The 17,369-nt window shown below is 72.4% G+C and carries 13 protein-coding genes; 9 read left to right on the top strand and 4 right to left on the bottom strand.

Annotated features, from left to right (window positions below; genetic code table 11):
* The first annotated feature begins 81 nt into the window (after nt 1-81).
* The 4 genes from ACSUPV_RS16915 to kstD all read left to right on the top strand — a co-directional run bounded on the left by ACSUPV_RS16915 (nt 82) and on the right by kstD (nt 6,048).
* The gene (locus ACSUPV_RS16915; protein ID WP_436947762.1) at nt 82-2,001 is read left to right on the top strand and encodes an AMP-dependent synthetase/ligase; all 1,920 of its coding nucleotides are present in this window, start codon (nt 82-84) and stop codon (nt 1,999-2,001) included.
* Nucleotides 2,002-2,146: 145 nt separating this feature from the next.
* Complete coding sequence (locus ACSUPV_RS16910) at nt 2,147-3,238, top strand: sugar ABC transporter substrate-binding protein (RefSeq protein ID WP_051648909.1); 1,092 nt, start codon at nt 2,147-2,149, stop codon at nt 3,236-3,238.
* Nucleotides 3,239-3,307: 69 nt separating this feature from the next.
* Complete coding sequence (locus ACSUPV_RS16905; protein ID WP_359784731.1) at nt 3,308-3,907, top strand: TetR/AcrR family transcriptional regulator; 600 nt, start codon at nt 3,308-3,310, stop codon at nt 3,905-3,907.
* 359 nt (nt 3,908-4,266) lie between these two features.
* Nucleotides 4,267-6,048, top strand: coding sequence for a 3-oxosteroid 1-dehydrogenase (gene kstD, locus ACSUPV_RS16900; protein ID WP_436947761.1), 1,782 nt, complete (start codon nt 4,267-4,269; stop codon nt 6,046-6,048).
* A gap of 58 nt (nt 6,049-6,106) precedes the next feature.
* Here the strand turns inward: kstD and ACSUPV_RS16895 are convergent, their stop codons facing one another.
* From ACSUPV_RS16895 to ACSUPV_RS16885, 3 genes are all read right to left on the bottom strand, one after another.
* Nucleotides 6,107-6,766 (bottom strand): class I SAM-dependent methyltransferase, encoded by a 660-nt coding sequence (locus ACSUPV_RS16895; RefSeq protein ID WP_037763474.1) that lies wholly within the window; start codon nt 6,764-6,766, stop codon nt 6,107-6,109.
* A 177-nt stretch (nt 6,767-6,943) separates the two neighbouring features.
* Complete coding sequence (locus ACSUPV_RS16890) at nt 6,944-7,171, bottom strand: hypothetical protein (protein ID WP_382614469.1); 228 nt, start codon at nt 7,169-7,171, stop codon at nt 6,944-6,946.
* Nucleotides 7,172-7,293: 122 nt separating this feature from the next.
* The gene (locus ACSUPV_RS16885; protein WP_004984723.1) at nt 7,294-7,497 is read right to left on the bottom strand and encodes a cold-shock protein; all 204 of its coding nucleotides are present in this window, start codon (nt 7,495-7,497) and stop codon (nt 7,294-7,296) included.
* Between the two features lie 321 nt (nt 7,498-7,818).
* Between ACSUPV_RS16885 and ACSUPV_RS16880 the strand changes: the two genes are divergently transcribed.
* From ACSUPV_RS16880 to ACSUPV_RS16860, 5 genes are all read left to right on the top strand, one after another.
* Nucleotides 7,819-8,667, top strand: a complete 849-nt coding sequence (locus tag ACSUPV_RS16880; RefSeq protein WP_037763476.1) for a menaquinone biosynthetic enzyme MqnA/MqnD family protein — start codon at nt 7,819-7,821, stop codon at nt 8,665-8,667.
* Between the two features lie 163 nt (nt 8,668-8,830).
* Nucleotides 8,831-10,657, top strand: a complete 1,827-nt coding sequence (locus ACSUPV_RS16875; protein WP_436947760.1) for a serine/threonine-protein kinase — start codon at nt 8,831-8,833, stop codon at nt 10,655-10,657.
* Between the two features lie 128 nt (nt 10,658-10,785).
* Nucleotides 10,786-13,188, top strand: a complete 2,403-nt coding sequence (locus tag ACSUPV_RS16870) for a serine/threonine-protein kinase (RefSeq protein ID WP_436947759.1) — start codon at nt 10,786-10,788, stop codon at nt 13,186-13,188.
* A 587-nt stretch (nt 13,189-13,775) separates the two neighbouring features.
* The gene (locus tag ACSUPV_RS16865) at nt 13,776-15,701 is read left to right on the top strand and encodes a glycosyltransferase (protein ID WP_382614464.1); all 1,926 of its coding nucleotides are present in this window, start codon (nt 13,776-13,778) and stop codon (nt 15,699-15,701) included.
* A 34-nt stretch (nt 15,702-15,735) separates the two neighbouring features.
* Nucleotides 15,736-16,908: an LCP family protein gene (locus ACSUPV_RS16860; protein WP_382614462.1), complete on the top strand. Its 1,173-nt coding sequence runs from the start codon at nt 15,736-15,738 to the stop codon at nt 16,906-16,908.
* A 98-nt stretch (nt 16,909-17,006) separates the two neighbouring features.
* Here ACSUPV_RS16860 and ACSUPV_RS16855 read toward each other — a convergent pair whose 3' ends face one another.
* Nucleotides 17,007-17,255 carry a hypothetical protein gene (locus ACSUPV_RS16855; RefSeq protein ID WP_436947758.1) on the bottom strand — a complete coding sequence of 83 codons (249 nt, stop codon included), beginning with the start codon at nt 17,253-17,255 and terminating at the stop codon, nt 17,007-17,009.
* Nucleotides 17,256-17,369: the final 114 nt, after the last annotated feature.

Below are 17,369 nucleotides of genomic sequence, written 5' to 3'. Positions count from 1 at the left end.
CGCCGGTTGAGCGCCTCGGCGTGCGAGGCACGTACGTCATGCAGCAAGCAGTTCTCCCGCTGCACGCCCCAGGAGCCGCCCGTGTCCACTGCGTATCCCTCCTCCGCCTACGGCGACGTGTACGGCGGGCCGGTCCTGGTGGCGCCCGAGGTGCGGCGCCTGGACGGGGCGGTGCGGGAGGCGTCCGTGCCGCCGCTGGCGCCGCCGCGGACGCACGGGTCGCTCGCCGACCTGCCGTTCGACAACGCGAGCGCGGACCCGGGCGCCGTGGCGCTCAGCCGCAAGGACGCCGACGGGCGCTGGAGCGACGTCACGGCGGCGCAGTTCGCCGACCAGGTGCTGGCCGTGGCGAAGGGGCTGATCGCCGAGGGGCTGATGCCGGGCGACCGGGTCGCCGTGATGGCCCGCACGATCTACGAGTGGACGGTCCTGGACTTCGCGGCCTGGGCGGCCGGCCTGGTCACCGTCCCCGTCTACCCGACCTCCTCCGTCTTCCAGGCCCGCTGGATCCTCCAGGACTCCGGCGCGGTCGCCCTCGTCACCGAGACCGCCGGGCAGGCCGCCGCCCTCGGCCCCGAGCGGGAGCGGCTGCCCGACCTCAGGCACGTGTGGGTCGTGGAGAAGGGCCACGTGGACCGGCTCGCGGAGGCCGGGGCGCACCTGTCCGACCAGGAGGTGGAGGTGCGGCGCGGCATGCTCGGCCCGGGCACCCTCGCCACCCTCGTCTACACCTCGGGCACCACCGGACGTCCCAAGGGCTGCGCGCTCACCCACGGCAACTTCTTCGCCGAGGTCGACAACGCCATCGAGCTGCTCTACCCCGTCTTCCGGGCCAGGACCAGCGAAGAGGCCTCGGTCCTGTTGTTCCTGCCCATGTCCCACGTCTTCGGCCGCATGGTGGCGATCGCCTGCGTCCGGGCCCGGGTACGGCTGGGGCACGCGCCCAGCATCAAGGCGGAGGAGCTGCTGCCGGACCTGGCGAGCTTCCGGCCGACCTGTCTGATCGCCATCCCGTACATGCTGGAGAAGGTCTTCAACTCGGCCCGCGCCAAGGCCGAGGCGGGCGGCCGGGTGACGTCGTTCGACCGCGCGGTCGCGGTGGCCCAGCGCTACGGAGAGGCGATGGAGGCCCGCCAGACGGGCACCGGACCCGGCCCCTCCCGTGCCCTCAAGGCCGCCCGCGCCTTCTACGACCCGCTCGTCTACCGCCGCATCCGCAACGCCATGGGCGGCAGGGTCCGCTACGCCATCTGCGGCGGCTCACCGCTCGGCCGCCGCCTCGCCGCGTTCTACGCCGGTGCCGGCATCGAGATCTTCGAGGGCTACGGCCTGACCGAGACCACCGGCGCGTCGACCGTCACCCCGCCCCTGAAACCCCGCCTGGGCACGGTCGGCTGGCCGCTGCCCGGCACCCGCGTCCGCATCGCCGCCGACGGCGAGATCCTCGTCGGCGGCGACCACGTCCTGCGCGGCTACTGGGACCCCCAGGCCGGCGGCGTCGTCCCCGCCGCACCGGACGGCTGGCTCGCCACCGGCGACATCGGCGAACTGGACGACGAGGGCTACCTCACGATCACCGGCCGCAAGAAGGAACTCCTCATCACCGCGGGCGGCAAATCCGTCGCCCCGGCACCCCTGGAGAACTGGCTGCGGGCCCACCCGCTGATCTCCCAGTGCCTCGTCCTCGGCGACGGCCGCCCCTACGTCGCCGCCCTGATCACCCTCGACGAGGCCGGCATCACCCACTGGCGCCGCATGAACGGCAAACACCCCGTCCCGCCCGGCCTCCTCGTCGACGACGAGGAACTCCGCGCCGTCCTCCAACGCGCCGTCGACGAGGCCAACAAGATGGTCTCCCGCCCGGAGTCCATCCGCCGCTTCGCCATCCTCCCCGAGGACTTCACGGAGGAAGCGGGCCATCTGACGCCGTCGATGAAGCTCCGCCGCGAAGCGGTCCTGCGCGCGTTCGCGGCCGAGGTGGAGGGCCTGTACACGCGGTGAGGCACCTTTGCGATCCCTTCACACGTGGTTCTTGACGGCGCAAGGCGTGTGCCCGTTGGCTTTCAGCCACCCCATACACCTCGTAGCGATGCCCCCCCATCGGAAGGCACCACCAGTGAAAGCGCGTAACACCCGTCGGACCGCTGTGCGCCCTGTCGCGATAGCCCTGGCGGCCTCCGTGTCGGTCCTGTCCCTCACCGCGTGCGGCGACGAGGGGAGTGACGACGCCGCCGTGAAGAAGGGCAACGACATCACGGTGGGCCTCCTGCTGCCCGACCGGGACACGGCCCGCTTCGAGAAGTTCGACTACCCGCTCATCAAGCAGGAGGTCGCCTCCCTCACGGAGAACAAGGGCAAGGTCCGCTACGCCAACGCCGAGGCGAGCGTCGCCCGGCAGAGCGAGCAGTTCCGGAAGATGATCGCCGACAAGGTCGACGTCATCCTCGTCGACGCGCTGAACTCCAAGTCCATCGCCCCGGACGTGCAGAAGGCCAAGGACGCCGGCATCCCGGTGGTCGCCTACGACCGGCTCGCCGAGGGCCCGATCGACGCCTACGTCTCCCACGACAACGAACTCGTCGGCCAGGTGCAGGCCCGCGCCATCCTCGGGGAACTCGGCGAGAACGCCGAGAACAGCAAGATCGTCATGATGAACGGCGACCCCGCCGACCCCAACACGGCACGGTTCAAGAGCGGCGCGCTCGGCGAACTCCAGGGCCAGGTCGACATCGTTCAGCAGTACGACACCAAGGAGTGGAAGCCCGCCATCGCCAAGGCGAACATGGAGAAGGCGATCAAGACCGTCGGGCTGAACAACATCGACGCCGTCTACTCCGCCAACGACGGCATGGCGGGCGCCGTCATCGAGGCACTGAAGGAGGCGGGCGCCACCAAGATGCCGCCCGTGACCGGGCAGGACGCCAACCTGGACGCCGTGCAGCGGATCGTGTCGGGGGAGCAGTACATGACGGTGTACAAGTCCTTCCTGCTGGAGGCGACGAACGCCGCGAAGATCGCCGTGGCGAAGGTCCAGGGCCGCTCGATCGAGTTCGCCGCGCTGACCCGGGAGACGGTCGACAGCCCGACGCAGAAGAACATCCCGGCGATGCTCGTGCCGGTGGTCGCCCTCACCAAGGACAACATCAAGGAGACGGTGATCACGGACGGCGTGTACACCGTGAAGGACATCTGCACCCCGAAGTACAAGGCGGACTGCGCGGCGATCGGCCTGGAGTAGACCGGCCCTCAGGGCGTGGGAACCCAAGGTATTGGAATAGTCAGTACAGAACTGTGCTAGCGTCCTGCCATGGCCCGGCCGAGGAAGTTCGACGAGGAGCGCGCCCTGGACGCGGCGATGCGCGTGTTCTGGGAGAGGGGCTACGAGGCCACCTCCACCCAGGACCTGTGCGACGCCACCGGTCTGGGGCGCAGCAGCATCTACAACACCTTCCAGAGCAAGCACGACCTGTTCGAGCGGGCGCTCGCGCACTACCTCGACACCATGACAGCGGCGCAGACGGCGGTGCTGGACGACGTGGAGCGGCCCGCCGCCGACCGGGTGCGGGCGCTGCTCACCCAGGTCGTCGAGAGCGAGGCCGAGTGCCGGATCGGCTCCGGGCGGGCCCTGGGCTGCCTCGGCGTCAACACCGTCGTGGAACTGGCCGGCCGCGACCCGGCGGCGGCCGCGGTGCTCCAGCGCGACACCGCGCGGCGCCTCGCCGCCTACCGGGCCGTGCTGGAGCAGGGCCGGCGCGACGGCAGCATCACCGCCTCGCGTGACCCGGAGGCACTCGCCCGGTTCCTCAACGCGACGGTCGCCGGGCTGCGCGTGTCCAGTCAGGGCGGCGCCGATCGGACCGAGTTGGAGATGATCGCGGAGACCGCCATGGACGCGCTGGCGCCCTGAATCCGGCGGAGGGGGCCCTCGGCGTCATCCTGGGCTCCTCCCTCGGCGCCGTCGCCATCGACGCGTGGGGCCTGCGCGCGGCCCTCTGGCTCGGTGCCAGCATGGCGGTGCTCGGGCTGGGGACGCTGGTGCCGGAGTTGACGTCCGGGCGCTCCGGGCGGTCCGGGCGGTCCGGTCCCTCCATGGCGCCCGGGGGGCTGTCGTCCGGCACCGCTCGGCGCCAGGCCCCCACCGGGACCGGGACGCGGGGATGAGGCCAACTCGCGTACGGCACATGGCCCTTGACTTCTCAAGGCCCCCGCGCGACAGTCCCCACCCTTAGTCCCTCCCTTCGTGTTCCCCGCCGGGCTGGAGCCGCCATGACCTCAGGTACGCACTCCACAGGGACTCCCGGATCCCCGTCCCGAAGACGACTGCTGGCCGGTGCCGCCGGGGCCGGGCTCGCCGTCGCCGCGGGAGTCCAACAGGGCGCCCACGCCGCCGACTTGCGCCCGCTCGGCACGTACGACGTCGTCGTCATCGGGTCGGGCGCCGCGGGGATGACCGCCGCGCTGACCGCGGCCCGGCAGGGCCTGAGCTGCGTCGTCCTGGAGAAGGCGCCGACCTTCGGCGGATCGGCCGCCCGCTCCGGCGCCGGGATCTGGATCCCCAACAACTCCGTGATCCTCGCGGCCGGCGTCCCGGACACCCCCGCCAAGGCCGCCGCCTACCTCGCCGCGGTCGTCGGCCGGGACGTCCCCGCCGACCGGCAGCGCGCCTTCCTCACCCACGGCCCGGCGGCACTCTCCCTCGTCATGGCCCACAGCCCCCTGCGCTTCCGCTGGATGGAGGGCTACAGCGACTACTACCCGGAGCTCCCCGGCGGCCTCCCGAACGGCCGCTCCATCGAGCCCGACCAGCTCGACGGCAGGGTCCTCGGTGCCGAACTGGCCCGTCTGAACCCGCCGTACATGGACGTCCCCGCCGGCACGGTCGTCTTCAGCGCCGACTTCAAGTGGCTCGCGCTGGCCGCCGTGAACGCCCGGGGCGCTGCGGTCGCCGCGCAGTGCCTCGCCCGGGGCGCGAAGGCGGCGGCACTCGGGCAGAAGCCCCTGACGATGGGGCAGGCGCTGGCGGCGGGCCTGCGCGCGGGGCTCGCCTCCGCCGGGGTGCCGGTGTGGCTCAACACTCCGCTGACGGACCTGCACATCGAGAACGGCACCGTCACCGGAGCCGTCGTCACCCGCGACGGCGACCCCGGCCTGGTCCGCGCCCGCCGGGGCGTGATCGTCGGCTCCGGCGGCTTCGAGCACAACGCGGCGATGCGCGAACGCTTCCAGCGGCAGCCCGTCGGCACGGACTGGACCGTCGGCGCGAAGGAGAACACCGGCGACGGCATCCGGGCGGGGGAGCGGCTCGGCGCGGCCCTCGACCTGATGGACGACGCGTGGTGGGGCCCGGCGATCCCGCTGCCCGACCAACCGTACTTCTGCCTCGCGGAGCGCACCCTGCCCGGCGGCCTGCTGGTCAACGCCTCGGGCCGGCGCTTCGTCAACGAGGCCGCCCCCTACAGCGACGTCGTCCACACCATGTACGACGTCCACGACACCGACCCGGCCATCCCGTCCTGGCTGATCGTCGACCAGAACTACCGCAACCGGTACCTCTTCAGGGACATCGCCCCGACGCTACCGCTGCCCGCCGAGTGGTACGACTCCGGCGCCGTGCACAAGGCCTGGACCCTGGACGCCCTGGCCGCGTCGATCGGCGTCCCGCCGGCGGCCCTGCGCACCACGGTCGACCGCTTCAACACCCTCGCCCTGCGCGGCGAGGACTCCGACCACCATCGCGGCGACAGCGCCTACGACCACTACTACACGGACCCGTCGGTCCTCCCGAACTCCTGCCTGGCCCCCCTCTGGCTCCCGCCCTACCACGCCTTCCGCGTCGTCCCCGGCGACCTCGGCACCAAGGGCGGCCTCCGCACGGACGCCCGGGCCCGCGTGCTGCGCGAGGACGGCTCGGTGATCCCCGGCCTGTACGCCGCGGGCAACGCGAGCGCGGCGGTCATGGGCCGCAGCTATGCGGGGGCGGGCTCGACGATCGGCCCGGCGATGACGTTCGGGTACGTCGCGGCGAGGGATGCCGCGGGGGCGTTGTAGAGGAGGTGTTGTAGAGGGGGCGTTGTCGAGGGGCTGTTGTAGAAGGGGCCGGTCTGGCCTAGGCGACAGCCGCCGGTGGCTTGCGGGCCACGAGGCATGCCTGGGCGACCAGCTCGCCGAGGGTCTCGTCGGGCTCCCGGACCGTCCGTGAGCGCAGGGTGAACCCGGCGTCCTCCAGCAGCGCGGCGACCCGCTCCGGCCGACGGCGGCGGAAGTCCAGGGCGACCTGGTGGCCGAAGGCCTCCTCGTAGCGGCGGGGCTCGTCACCGGCCTGGAAGGCGACGAGCAGATGGCCACCCGGGCGCAGGACGCGGCCGAACTCGGCGAAGACGTCCGGCAGCCGGTCCATCGGGGTGTGGATGGTCGAGTACCAGGACACGACACCGTCCAGGGCGCCGTCGGGGAGATCCAGCTCCAGCATCGAGCCCTGCACGAACCGCAGGCCGGGATTCTCACGGCGGGCGATCGCGAGCATCGACTCCGACAGGTCCAGCCCGAAGACGGACAGCCCCCGGGCGGCCAGGAACCCCGTCACCCGGCCGGGCCCGCACCCGAGGTCGGCGACCTCGCCCCCGGCGCCGACGAGCTCCGCGAACCCGGTCAGCATCCCCCGGTCCAACGCCGTGCCCACACCGGCGTCCCGGAAGTGCTCGGCGTAGTCCTCGGCGACGGTGTCGTAGAAGGTACGGGTCTCGGCGAGAAAGTCGACGTCGGCCATGCCCGGGAGCCTACGACGCGGGCACGGCCCGACCGCCCATTTCCAGCCTCCTGCCCACGCTCTGACATGCACCCGGCGCCCGGGCCTCCGACGCGCTCCGTGGGCTCGGCTCTCACCGGACGGCCCGTTCCCCGCCCGGCGTCCTGGGAGCTACCCCTCGCCCGGCGGTCCTGGGACCTATCCCTCACCCGGCGACTCGGTCCCCCGCCCCTCACGGGCCCGTGCGGCGCCGAGGCCCGCTCCCGCGCCGATCGCTGTGCCCAGGGCCAGGCCGAGGCCCAGGTTGTCGAAGACCGTGATACCGAGCACCAGCCCCGTCGCCGTGCCGAGGGAGAGGCCGAGTGACAGGCCGGTCGCGAGGTGGTGGGTCCCGGGGGAGTCACCGTTCTGTTCGTCGTTCCGCATCCGAACATTGTCCCGAGTCCGGCCACCGACGAGAAGAATTCGCCCAGAATTCACGAAGGGGCGGGCCGGGAAAAGGCAGGAGCCCCGCCGCCTGACGGCGCGGGGCTCCTTGGGTACTGCTATCAGACCGGCGTGACGTTCTCAGCCTGCGGGCCCTTCGGACCCTGCGTGACGTCGAAAGACACCTGCTGGTTCTCCTCGAGGGACCGGAATCCGGTCGCGTTGATCGCGGAGTAGTGGACGAAGACGTCGGGGCCGCCGCCCTCCTGGGCGATGAAACCAAAGCCCTTTTCGGCGTTGAACCACTTAACGGTTCCGGTAGCCATAAGCCCTCCTTGGGCTCAAAAGGGTTGCCCTGCTCCAGAACCAGCAAGTGTGAAGATGAATTCTGCACAACTGCATACGTCTGAGAATGACGAGAGCCCGCGGTCACATGCTCCGCAGGCTCTGTACTGCAAGGGAAACCAAACTGCAACTTGCGACGAGCCTAGCACGCGACCACCGGAATGCAATAGGGGTCAAGATCACGTCACCCGAATGTTTGAACATCCCCGGCCGACTGGCGGTGAAGGCGCATGGCCCCCGGTCGCGCGCCGACGCCGGGGGTCACGCGCCGGTCCGTACGCCGTAAGGGCTAGCCTCACGATGTGGACACTCCTCGCACCCGGCCGCGCGTCGGCCACATCCAGTTCCTGAACTGCCTGCCCCTGTACTGGGGGCTCGCCAGAACGGGCACGCTCCTCGACTTCGAGCTCACCAAGGACACTCCGGAGAAGCTCAGCGAGAAGCTGGTGCAGGGCGATCTCGACATCGGTCCGATCACCCTGGTCGAGTTCCTCAAGCACGCCGACGACCTGGTCGCCTTCCCCGACATCGCCGTCGGCTGCGACGGCCCGGTCATGTCCTGCGTGATCGTCTCGCAGGTCCCCCTGGACCGGCTCGACGGCGCCCGCGTCGCCCTCGGGTCGACCTCCCGCACCTCCGTCCGCCTCGCCCAGCTGCTCCTCGCCGAGCGCTACGGCGTCCAGCCGGACTACTACACCTGCCCGCCCGACCTCAGCCTGATGATGCGGGAGGCCGAGGCCGCCGTCCTCATCGGCGACGCGGCCCTGCGCGCGAACATGGTCGACGGGCCCCGCTTCGGCCTGGAGGTGCACGACCTGGGCGCCCTGTGGAAGGAGTGGACGGGTCTGCCGTTCGTCTTCGCGGTCTGGGCGGCGCGCCGCGACTACCTGGAGCGCGAGCCGGTCCTCACCCGCCGGGTGCACGAGGCCTTCCTCGACTCCCGCAACCTCTCCCTCGAAGAGGTCGGCAAGGTCGCCGAGCAGGCCGCCCGCTGGGAGGCCTTCGACGAGGCGACCCTCGCCCGCTACTTCACGACCCTCGACTTCCGCTTCGGCGGCCCGCAGCTGGAGGCCGTCGCCGAGTTCGCCCGCCGCGTCGGCCCGACGACCGGCTTCCCGGCGGACGTGAAGGTGGACCTGCTCCAGCCGTGAGCCGGCGCCGCTCCGGCACTACTCTGCTGGGGAGCGCGCGCGTACGGGGCCGACGAAGGCCTGCACATCCCCACGGGAGATCCCCACGGGACACCCGTACGGGGACATGCCTACGGGGACATGCCCACGGGGGACGCGTGCCTACGGGGGAGGGGTGACGCCCATGCGGCCGCTCGACGTCGACGAACCCACCGTCGTGGGGCCCTACCGGCTGCTCGGCCGGCTGGGCTCCGGCGGCATGGGCCGGGTCTACCTGGGCCGCAGCGCCGGCGGCCGCACGGTCGCGGTGAAGATCGTGCACCCGCACTTCGCGCTGGACGACGAGTTCCGGGCGCGCTTCCGGCGCGAGGTCGACGCCGCGCGCCGGGTGGGCGGCGCCTGGACGGCACCCGTACTGGACGCCGACCCGGAGGCGCGCGTGCCCTGGGTGGCGACGGCGTACGCGGCGGGCCCCTCGCTGTCCGCCGCCGTCGCCGACGCCGGTCCCCTACCGGCCTCCACCGTACGAGCCCTGGGAGCGGGGCTCGCCGAGGCGCTGGCGGCGGTGCACGAGCTGGGCCTCGTCCACCGGGACGTGAAGCCGTCGAACGTCCTGCTCACCCTGGACGGCCCGCTGCTGATCGACTTCGGCATCGCCCGGGCCACGGACGGCACGGCGTCGCTGACGTCCACGGGCGTGTCGATCGGCTCGCCCGGCTACATGTCGCCCGAGCAGATCCTGGGCCACGGCGTCACGGGCGCGGCGGACGTCTTCTCCCTGGGCGCGGTCCTGGCGTACGCGGCGACCGGCGTCCCGCCCTTCCCCGGGGACTCCTCGGCGGCCCTGCTCTACAAGGTCGTCCACGAGGAGCCGGAACTCGGCGCGCTCGACGGTGAGCTGCGGGACCTGACGGCAGCGTGCCTCGCGAAGGACCCGGCCGCGCGGCCCGCCCCCACGGAGGTGGCCCGACGCCTGGCTCCCGACGGCGCGGCCCGGCTGGTGACGGGCGGCTGGCTCCCGGGCGCGCTGGTGGAGCAGGTGAGCCGGAGCGCCGTGCGGCTGCTGAACCTGGAGGCGACGGGGGCGGGCGCGCCCTCGGGGCCGGTGGGGTTCAGCAGTCCGTCCGTGGGGGAGCCGGAGGCGGGCGGCCCGGCCGCTGTCGCGGGGGAGTTCGGGCCACCGCCGGCGATGAACGGGCCGATGGCGGCACGGCCGACAGCGGCCCCAGTGGCACCGCCATCACCGGCGTCAGCAGCACCGGCGGCACCGGCAGCACATGCACCAGCCGCACCGGCACCAGCCGCATTGGCCCCCGCCGCACCAGCTGCACCACCGGCACCGTCCCCCGCCGCCGTACCCGAACCCCGCGAAGGACACGGCGAGGACACCGTCGTCCCCGCCCCGGGCCGTCGACCCGGCAAGCTCTCCGTCTCCGTCGCCGCGACCTCCACGCCCGAGGGTGAAGGGCGGGTGCGGAGACTGAGCTGCACCGTCGCGCTGGCCGTCGCGGGCGCGATGGCGGCCGTGACGATCGGGTCCGTCCTCGTCCTCGACCTGCTGCCGGGCGGAGACGGCGGGGACAACGCGGGCTCGGGCAGCAGCGACGCCTACTCACCGCCCGGGGCGACCGCGAGCTCCGCCCCTTCCGCCCCCGCCGGCACGGTGCCCGCCGCCTACCTCGGCACCTGGGAGGGCCAGGGCACCGGCCTCGACGGCCGGCTGCCCCTCGGCACGTTCCGGATCACGGTCGAACGGGCCACCGTCGGCCAGGAGTTGGGCCGACTCCGCCAGACCGACCAGATCGGCGGCGTCTGCGTCGACGTGCTGACCCTGAAACAGGTGACGAAAAAGGAACTCGTCGCCACGTCGGTCGGAGCGAAGACCAACCACGGCGGCTGCAACCCGGCTCCCACGACCGTCCACCTCACGCCGGTGGGCGACGACCTCCAGTACCGCTCGGAGAGCGCGGAGTCGGGGCGTCCACAGGCTCGGATGTCGAAGGTCAGGTAGGTGTCCGCCGCTACCGGCACTCCCATCAGCCCCGTCTGTTCACCCTGGTCACTACTGTGTCTGCGATAGCGAAGACCATGACATGAACCGGACGTTCCACGAACGGTTCGCTACGGGGAAGGCGCGGCATGGACACACTGCAACCGGATGATCCGCGGGAGTTGGGCAGTTACCGCCTTCTGCGAAGACTCGGCGCCGGTGGAATGGGCCGCGTCTACCTCGCCCGGTCGCCCGGTGGCCGTACCGTCGCCGTCAAGGTCGTACGGCCGGACCTCGCCGCGGACGCCGACTTCCGCGCCCGGTTCCGGCACGAGATCGAGATAGCGAAGGCGGTGTCGGGCCGTTACACCGCCCCGGTCGTGGACGCCGATTCGGACGCGCCGCTGCCGTGGCTGGCGACGTCGTACGTGCTCGGCCCGGACCTCACGGACGTGGTCGCCGCGCACGGCGCGCTTCCCGAGCACACCGTACGCGCGCTGGCCGCAGGCCTTGCCGCCGCCCTCCAGGAGATCCACGCGGCCGGCCTCATACACCGCGACCTCAAGCCCTCCAACGTCCTGCTCGCCGCGGACGGGCCGCGCGTCATCGACTTCGGGATAGCGCGGGCCGTGGACGGGAACCGGATGACGCAGACGGGCGTCGTAGTCGGCTCGCCCGGCTACATGCCGCCGGAGCAGGCACTGGGCCAGGACGTCGGCACAGCGGGCGACGTCTTCTCGCTCGGCGCCGTCCTCACCTTCGCGGCGACCGGCCACCCGGCCTTCGGTGACGGCACCGCCTCGCACGCCTCGATGCTCTACCAAGTCGTGCACGGCGAGGCCGACCTGTCCGGCGTACCGCAGTCCCTGCTGGGCCTCATCCGTGCCTGTCTGCTCAAGGATCCCGCCGGACGGCCGACGCCCTCGGAGATCGCCACAGCGCTCGCCCCGCAGGGCGTCGAGGGCCTGCTCAAGGACTGGTTGCCGTCAGCGGTGGCGTCGACGATCGCCACCCATGCGGCTGGAATCCTGGATCTGGACGCTCCTGAGGAACCGGAACCGGAACCGGCACCGGCGACGGGCGGGACCTTCGGCCCCGCGCCGACGACGCTGGACGGCATGCCGGCGCCCGCCCCCACACCGGCAGCGGCATACGGCTACCCGCAGACACCCGGCTACGGCACTGCCCCCGCACCCGGTTACGGCGGCCCCTCCGCCCCGGCTTACGGCACACCTCCCGGCGGCAACGGCACATTCGGTTACGGCGCCTCGCCCCCAGTCCCCAGCACGCCCGGGCCAGGCACCGTGCTCGTGGGCTCCGCCGCCCCCACCGGCTCCGGTCCCTCCCGCCGACGCGTTCTCTCGCTCGCCTTCGGCGGTGCGGCGGCCGTCGCGGCGATCGGCGGCGGCACGGCATGGCTGCTCGGCCGGGACGGCAACGTGTCCGACGCCGCGAGCGGCAAGGGAGGCGTGGGCCGGCCTGTCGGGGAGAACTTCACCACGCCTCCAGCAGGCGTGGCGCCGCAGCCCCTGTGGCATGAGAGCGCGGACCCGGACAGCACCGCCTCCGACGTGCCGCTCGTGACGTACGGCGGCCTGCTGCTGGTCAGCGGCGATCCACTCGTGGCGTACGACGTGAAGACCGGCGACGCCCGCTGGTCCAAGCCGGGCATCTGCCGCCCCGGCGCCCCACTCCTCTTCCACGGCGGCAAGGTGTACTTGGCCGACGGGGACTACGACGGCGTCCTCGTCGCCTACGACGTACGCACCGGTGAGGAGTCCTGGCGCAGCCGGCTCGGCAAGGCCCTGACCGTCGAGGGCACGATCGCCATCGGCGGCAGCAACGTGTACGTCACGGCGAAGGACTACGGCGAGTCCCGCAGCGCCACCGAGTACCGCACGGCCGTTGCCGCCATCAGCCACACCACCGGCAGAAAGGTGTGGGTCCAGCGGCGCGACTGGGGCACGAAGGACTACGACGTCCAGGGCACCGTCTCGGGCAAGTACCTCGTCTACACCGACTCCAATCACAACGTCACCGTGCGCGACACTGCCACCGGCGACCAGCTGTGGACCCAGAAGATCGGTGACGAGTGGAGCCGGCAGCCCGCCGTCGCGAGCGGGCTGGTCTTCCTGCCCGGCGAGCAACTCACCGCGGTCGACGTGGAGACGGGGAACAGGCGGTGGTCCCTGTCGCCCAACGGCCGACGCGGCTTCCACAACCCGACCGCCATCGACGGTGTGCTCTACGCCGCCGACTTCGACGGCGGTGTCTGGGCCGTGAGTGCCAAGACCGGCAAGCGCCTCTGGCTGTGCGAGGACCCCGGCGCCGACGAGCCTCCGCAGACGTTCCTGAAGGCAGGGGCGACACTGTACGGGGCCTCGGGACCGCTGGACGGCGGCGGCATCTTCGCCCTGAACGCCAAGACCGGCAAGGGCCGCTGGGTGTACGACGACAACAAGGAGACCGGCGAGCCGTGGCAGGCCGCCCTGGCCGGCGACCGGCTGCTCGTGACCCACGGGGCCGAGGTCTACGCGCTGCCGGCCGTGTGAGCCCGGACGGCGACAGGCCACGGGATCCGGCCGATCCCGTGGGGTGTGTGCCCCAGCATGCCCTTGCTCGGCGTGATGGGTCCGCCGACCACGAACGCCGGCACGCCCTACGGGCGTTACGGGGTCGCCGTTCTACATGGACGCCGACCCCCTTCAGAAAGGCGGTCACGCTGAGACGCTCGGCAACCGGAAGCCGAGTGCCACCGCGTTCCCGTGAGAGTTTGCTGTTACGGCCGTGTGATCGACGGCCCGTAACTACACTCGCGCCCCATGCGCTCCCCCCACAACAGCAAGCACAGGAAGCCAAGACGAGGCGGCGTCTCCCGAGGAGGCCGAGAAGAAGTGCCCGGGGGCGGTGACGCCCCCTGACCCCCGCCGACATACCCCCCACACCCCCCTCCCCACCACTCCGGACTCCACCCCCACCCCGCCGCTCCAAACCCCGCCACAAACAATCCCGAGACCCCCGAGCCCACTGGCTGCTCCTCGCTCTCACGCTCCCCCTCGTTCTCGCCCTTCTGGTCTTCGAGGGCTGGACCCGGCACGAGGTCGACGCCGCGAAGGCGCGGACGCCGTGTGCCTCGCCCGTGCCGGAGGCCGTCGCCGGGGGCGGGCCTGTGATCGGTATCAACCGGGACGGGATACGGACCGGGGCCATGCCCGCCCGGACCGTCGCGCTCACCTTCGACGGCGGACCCGACCCCGTCTGGACCCCCCGGCTGCTCGACCTGCTCCGCAGGAACAGGGCCCGCGCCACCTTCTTCGTGCACGGCGCCCAAGCCGCCCGGCACCCGGAACTGATGCGGCGGATCCGGGCCGAGGGGCACGAGATCGGGTCCAACACGTATACGGGGGCGGTCCTCGGGGAGTCCTCCGCGCCCCGGTTCCGGGCCGAGCTCGAACTGACCCAGAGCGCCCTCGCGGGTACCGCCGGGGTGCGTACCAACCTGCTGCGGATGCCGAGGACCACCACGCCCGACACCCTGTGCGGCCGCGAGTGGCAGGCGGCGCGGCGGGCCACCGGGTACGGGTACGTGCTCGTCGCCGCCGACAAGGGCGCGAAGAGGCCCGTGCAGGGGATCGTCCGGCAGCTCAGCCAGACGGAGAGCGCGTACCAGGAGGCGCGCAGGCTGCTGAAGAACCGGGCCGTCGACCGGTTCACCACCGTCTCCGACGGGCTCGGGCTCGTGCCGTACGCCTCCCCGTCCCTCGTCGAGCGGTGGCTGGGGCGGGGGCTCGTCCAGGTCACCGGCATCGGGCAGGTCTTCTCCACCGCCATGATCTGGATCCTCGGTGTCGCCGGCGGGCTCGGCGTGCTGCGGCTGCTGCTGCTCGCCCTCTTCGCCCGGGCCCATGTGCGGCGGCTGGAGCGGTTCCGCACCGGGGCGCCCTGGATGCGGGAGACGTCCGGGCCGGTGACCGTGCTCGTCCCGGCGTACAACGAGGAGGCCGGCATCGGGTCGACCCTGCGGTCGCTGCTCGACTCGACCCACCGGGAGCTGCAGGTCGTCGTCATCGACGACGGGTCGAGCGATCGGACCGCCGACATCGCCGAGAACATGGGTGACGCGAGGGTGGAGGTCATCCGGCAGGTCAACTCCGGGAAGGCCGCCGCCCTCAACGCCGGGCTCGCGCACGCCCGGTACGACATCGTCGTGATGGTCGACGCCGACACCGTCTTCGAGCCCGACGCCATCGAGCGGATCGTGCAGCCGCTCGCGCACCCCGCCGTGGGAGCGGTCAGCGGCAACACCAAGGTCGGCAACCGGCGCAGCCTGCTCGCCCGGTGGCAGCACCTGGAGTACGTCTTCGGGTTCAACCTCGACCGGCGCATGTTCGAGGTGCTGGAGTGCATGCCCACCGTCCCCGGCGCCATCGGGGCCTTCCGTCGGGACGCGGTGATCGGCGTCGGCGGCATCAGCGAGGACACCCTCGCCGAGGACACCGACCTGACGATGGCCCTGTGGCGGGCCGGCTGGCGGGTGCTGTACGAGGAGTCCGCCGTCGCCTGGACCGAAGTGCCCACCACCGTCCGGCAGTTGTGGCGGCAGCGGTACCGGTGGTGCTACGGCACCCTGCAGGCCATGTGGAAGCATCGCGGGGCGCTGGTCGCCATGGGGCCCGCCGGGCGGTTCGGGCGGCGCGGGCTGACGTACCTCGCGCTGTTCCAGGTCGCGTTGCCGCTGCTCGCGCCCGTCATCGACGTCTACGCCCTGTACGGCGTGCTGTTCCGGGACCCGTGGGAGTCGGCCGCGGTCTGGTTCGCCTTCCTCGGCGTGCAGATCGTCTGCTCCGGCTACGCGCTGAGACTCGACGGCGAACCGGTGCGGGCGCTGTGGTCGATGCCGTTCCAGATCGTCGTCTACCGGCAGTTGATGTACCTCGTCGTCATCCAGTCGCTGGTGGCGCTGCTGCTCGGCAGCCGGCTGAGGTGGCAGCGGATGAAGCGGTCCGGTACGGCCGCTGAACAGATCGGTGGGCCGGTTCCGTATAGGAGCGTGCCGATGCGCTGACCCGAGAGAACCCCCCAGCACCTTCGAGGCTCCGATGAGCGACTGGACCGACCGGCAGGGAGGGCTCCCGCCCGAGCGGACCCCGCGGCGGGAACCGCCCGCGCCCTCCCTCGCACCACCGCCCTCGACCCGCACCGCCCCCCTGCCGGGCATGCCCTCGCCCGCCGCCCCCGGGCGCTACGACAGCAGCCTCGCCGCACGCGGCGGGCGCGGCAGCAGGAACCGGCGCCGTCCCACCCGGCGGCGCCGGTTCCTGCGGACGGCGGCGGTCCTGTCGTCGGTGCTGCTGCTCGGCGGGGCCGGTACGTACGTCTGGGCCGACACCCGGCTCAACCAGCAGGTCGACCTCGGCGCGCTCACGGACCGGGTGCCGCGCGGCGAGGGCACCAACTACCTGGTCGTGGGCTCCGACAGCCGCGAGGGACTCTCGGAGCAGGACAGGAAGGAACTGAACACCGGCTCGACCGAGGGCCGCCGCACCGACTCGGTGATCCTGCTGCACACCGGGGCGGGCGGCACCACCATGCTCAGCCTGCCGCGCGACTCGTGGGTGACCCTCCCGCCCTACGTCGACCCCGACACCGGCAGGAGCTACCGGGCCGCGCCGAACAAGCTCAACGCGGCGTTCTCGCTGGGCGGCCCCGACCTGCTGGTGCGGACCGTGGAACGCAACACCGGCGTGCACATCGACCACTACGCGGAGATCGGCTTCGCCGGTTTCGTGGGCGTCGTGGACGCCGTCGGCGGCGTGGACCTGTGCCTGGACAAGCCCGTGCGCGACAAGGACTCCGGCGCCGACCTGCCCGCCGGCTGCCAGACCCTCGACGGCGCCGAGGCGCTGGCGTTCGTACGGCAGCGCAAGCAGGAGGCGCAGGGGGACCTGGGCCGCACCCGCAACCAGCAGAGATTCCTCGCCGCCCTCGCCCGCAAGGCGGCCACCCCGTCCACCCTCGCCGACCCGTCCAAGTCCTTCCCGACGCTCGACGCCGGCCTCGACACGCTCATCGTCGACGAGGAGACGGAACTGCCCGACCTGATGTCGCTGTTCGAGGCGCTGCGGAAGGCCGCGTCCGGCGGAGGCCGGCAGCTCAACGTGCCCGTGGCCGACCCCGACCTGCGGACTCCTCAGGGCAGCGCGGTGAAGTGGGCCGACCGGCGGGCCCGCGCTCTGTTCGAGGCCCTGCGGCAGGACCGGCCGCCGGGCTGATCAGCGGGCCCGGGCGAGCCCTTCCGACGGCGGCATCAGCGAGCCGTACCCGGTCGCCGCCCACACGCTCCGCCCGGCCGGGACCTCGAAGGCCGGCCTCAGTGCACACCCGCGGTCTCCCTCACCCTGTCGACGAGCCGCGCGATGCCCTTGGGTACGGCGGTCAGCGGGCCGTCGGTCGCGTCGTAGTACGGCACACGGCCACCGCCGGACGGGGCCGGCAGCGTCATCAGGCTGCCGGGGACGCCGAGGGGGTCGGCGATGGCCGTGTTGCGGCACGCTTCGCAGACGGGGAGCAGGCGCCGGCTGCCGTTGTCGGCGGAGACACGGACGTGATGGAGGCTCACGCCCGGACCGTGCAGGGGGTTGACGCCACAGCACAGATCGGCCTTCTCACCGGCGAGGGCGGCCCGGCCCGCCCGGGCGAGGACGATGACGGCGACCAGGGTCGCGGGATCCGT

Source organism: Streptomyces sp. SudanB52_2052 (assembly GCF_964272415.1).
GTDB lineage: Bacteria > Actinomycetota > Actinomycetes > Streptomycetales > Streptomycetaceae > Streptomyces > Streptomyces olindensis.
This window is presented reverse-complemented; position numbering and strand designations above follow the sequence as displayed.

Bases quoted from the DNA above. Each gene is read 5' to 3' on its own strand.
- ACSUPV_RS16905 (WP_359784731.1), top strand. From the start codon at position 3,308: ATGGCCCGGCCGAGGAAGTTCGACGAGGAGCGCGCCCTGGACGCGGCG.
- kstD (WP_436947761.1), top strand. From the start codon at position 4,267: ATGACCTCAGGTACGCACTCCACAGGGACTCCCGGATCCCCGTCCCGA.
- ACSUPV_RS16895 (WP_037763474.1), bottom strand. From the start codon at position 6,766: ATGGCCGACGTCGACTTTCTCGCCGAGACCCGTACCTTCTACGACACC.
- ACSUPV_RS16890 (WP_382614469.1), bottom strand. From the start codon at position 7,171: ATGCGGAACGACGAACAGAACGGTGACTCCCCCGGGACCCACCACCTC.
- ACSUPV_RS16885 (WP_004984723.1), bottom strand. From the start codon at position 7,497: ATGGCTACCGGAACCGTTAAGTGGTTCAACGCCGAAAAGGGCTTTGGT.
- ACSUPV_RS16875 (WP_436947760.1), top strand. From the start codon at position 8,831: ATGCGGCCGCTCGACGTCGACGAACCCACCGTCGTGGGGCCCTACCGG.
- ACSUPV_RS16870 (WP_436947759.1), top strand. From the start codon at position 10,786: ATGGACACACTGCAACCGGATGATCCGCGGGAGTTGGGCAGTTACCGC.
- ACSUPV_RS16860 (WP_382614462.1), top strand. From the start codon at position 15,736: ATGAGCGACTGGACCGACCGGCAGGGAGGGCTCCCGCCCGAGCGGACC.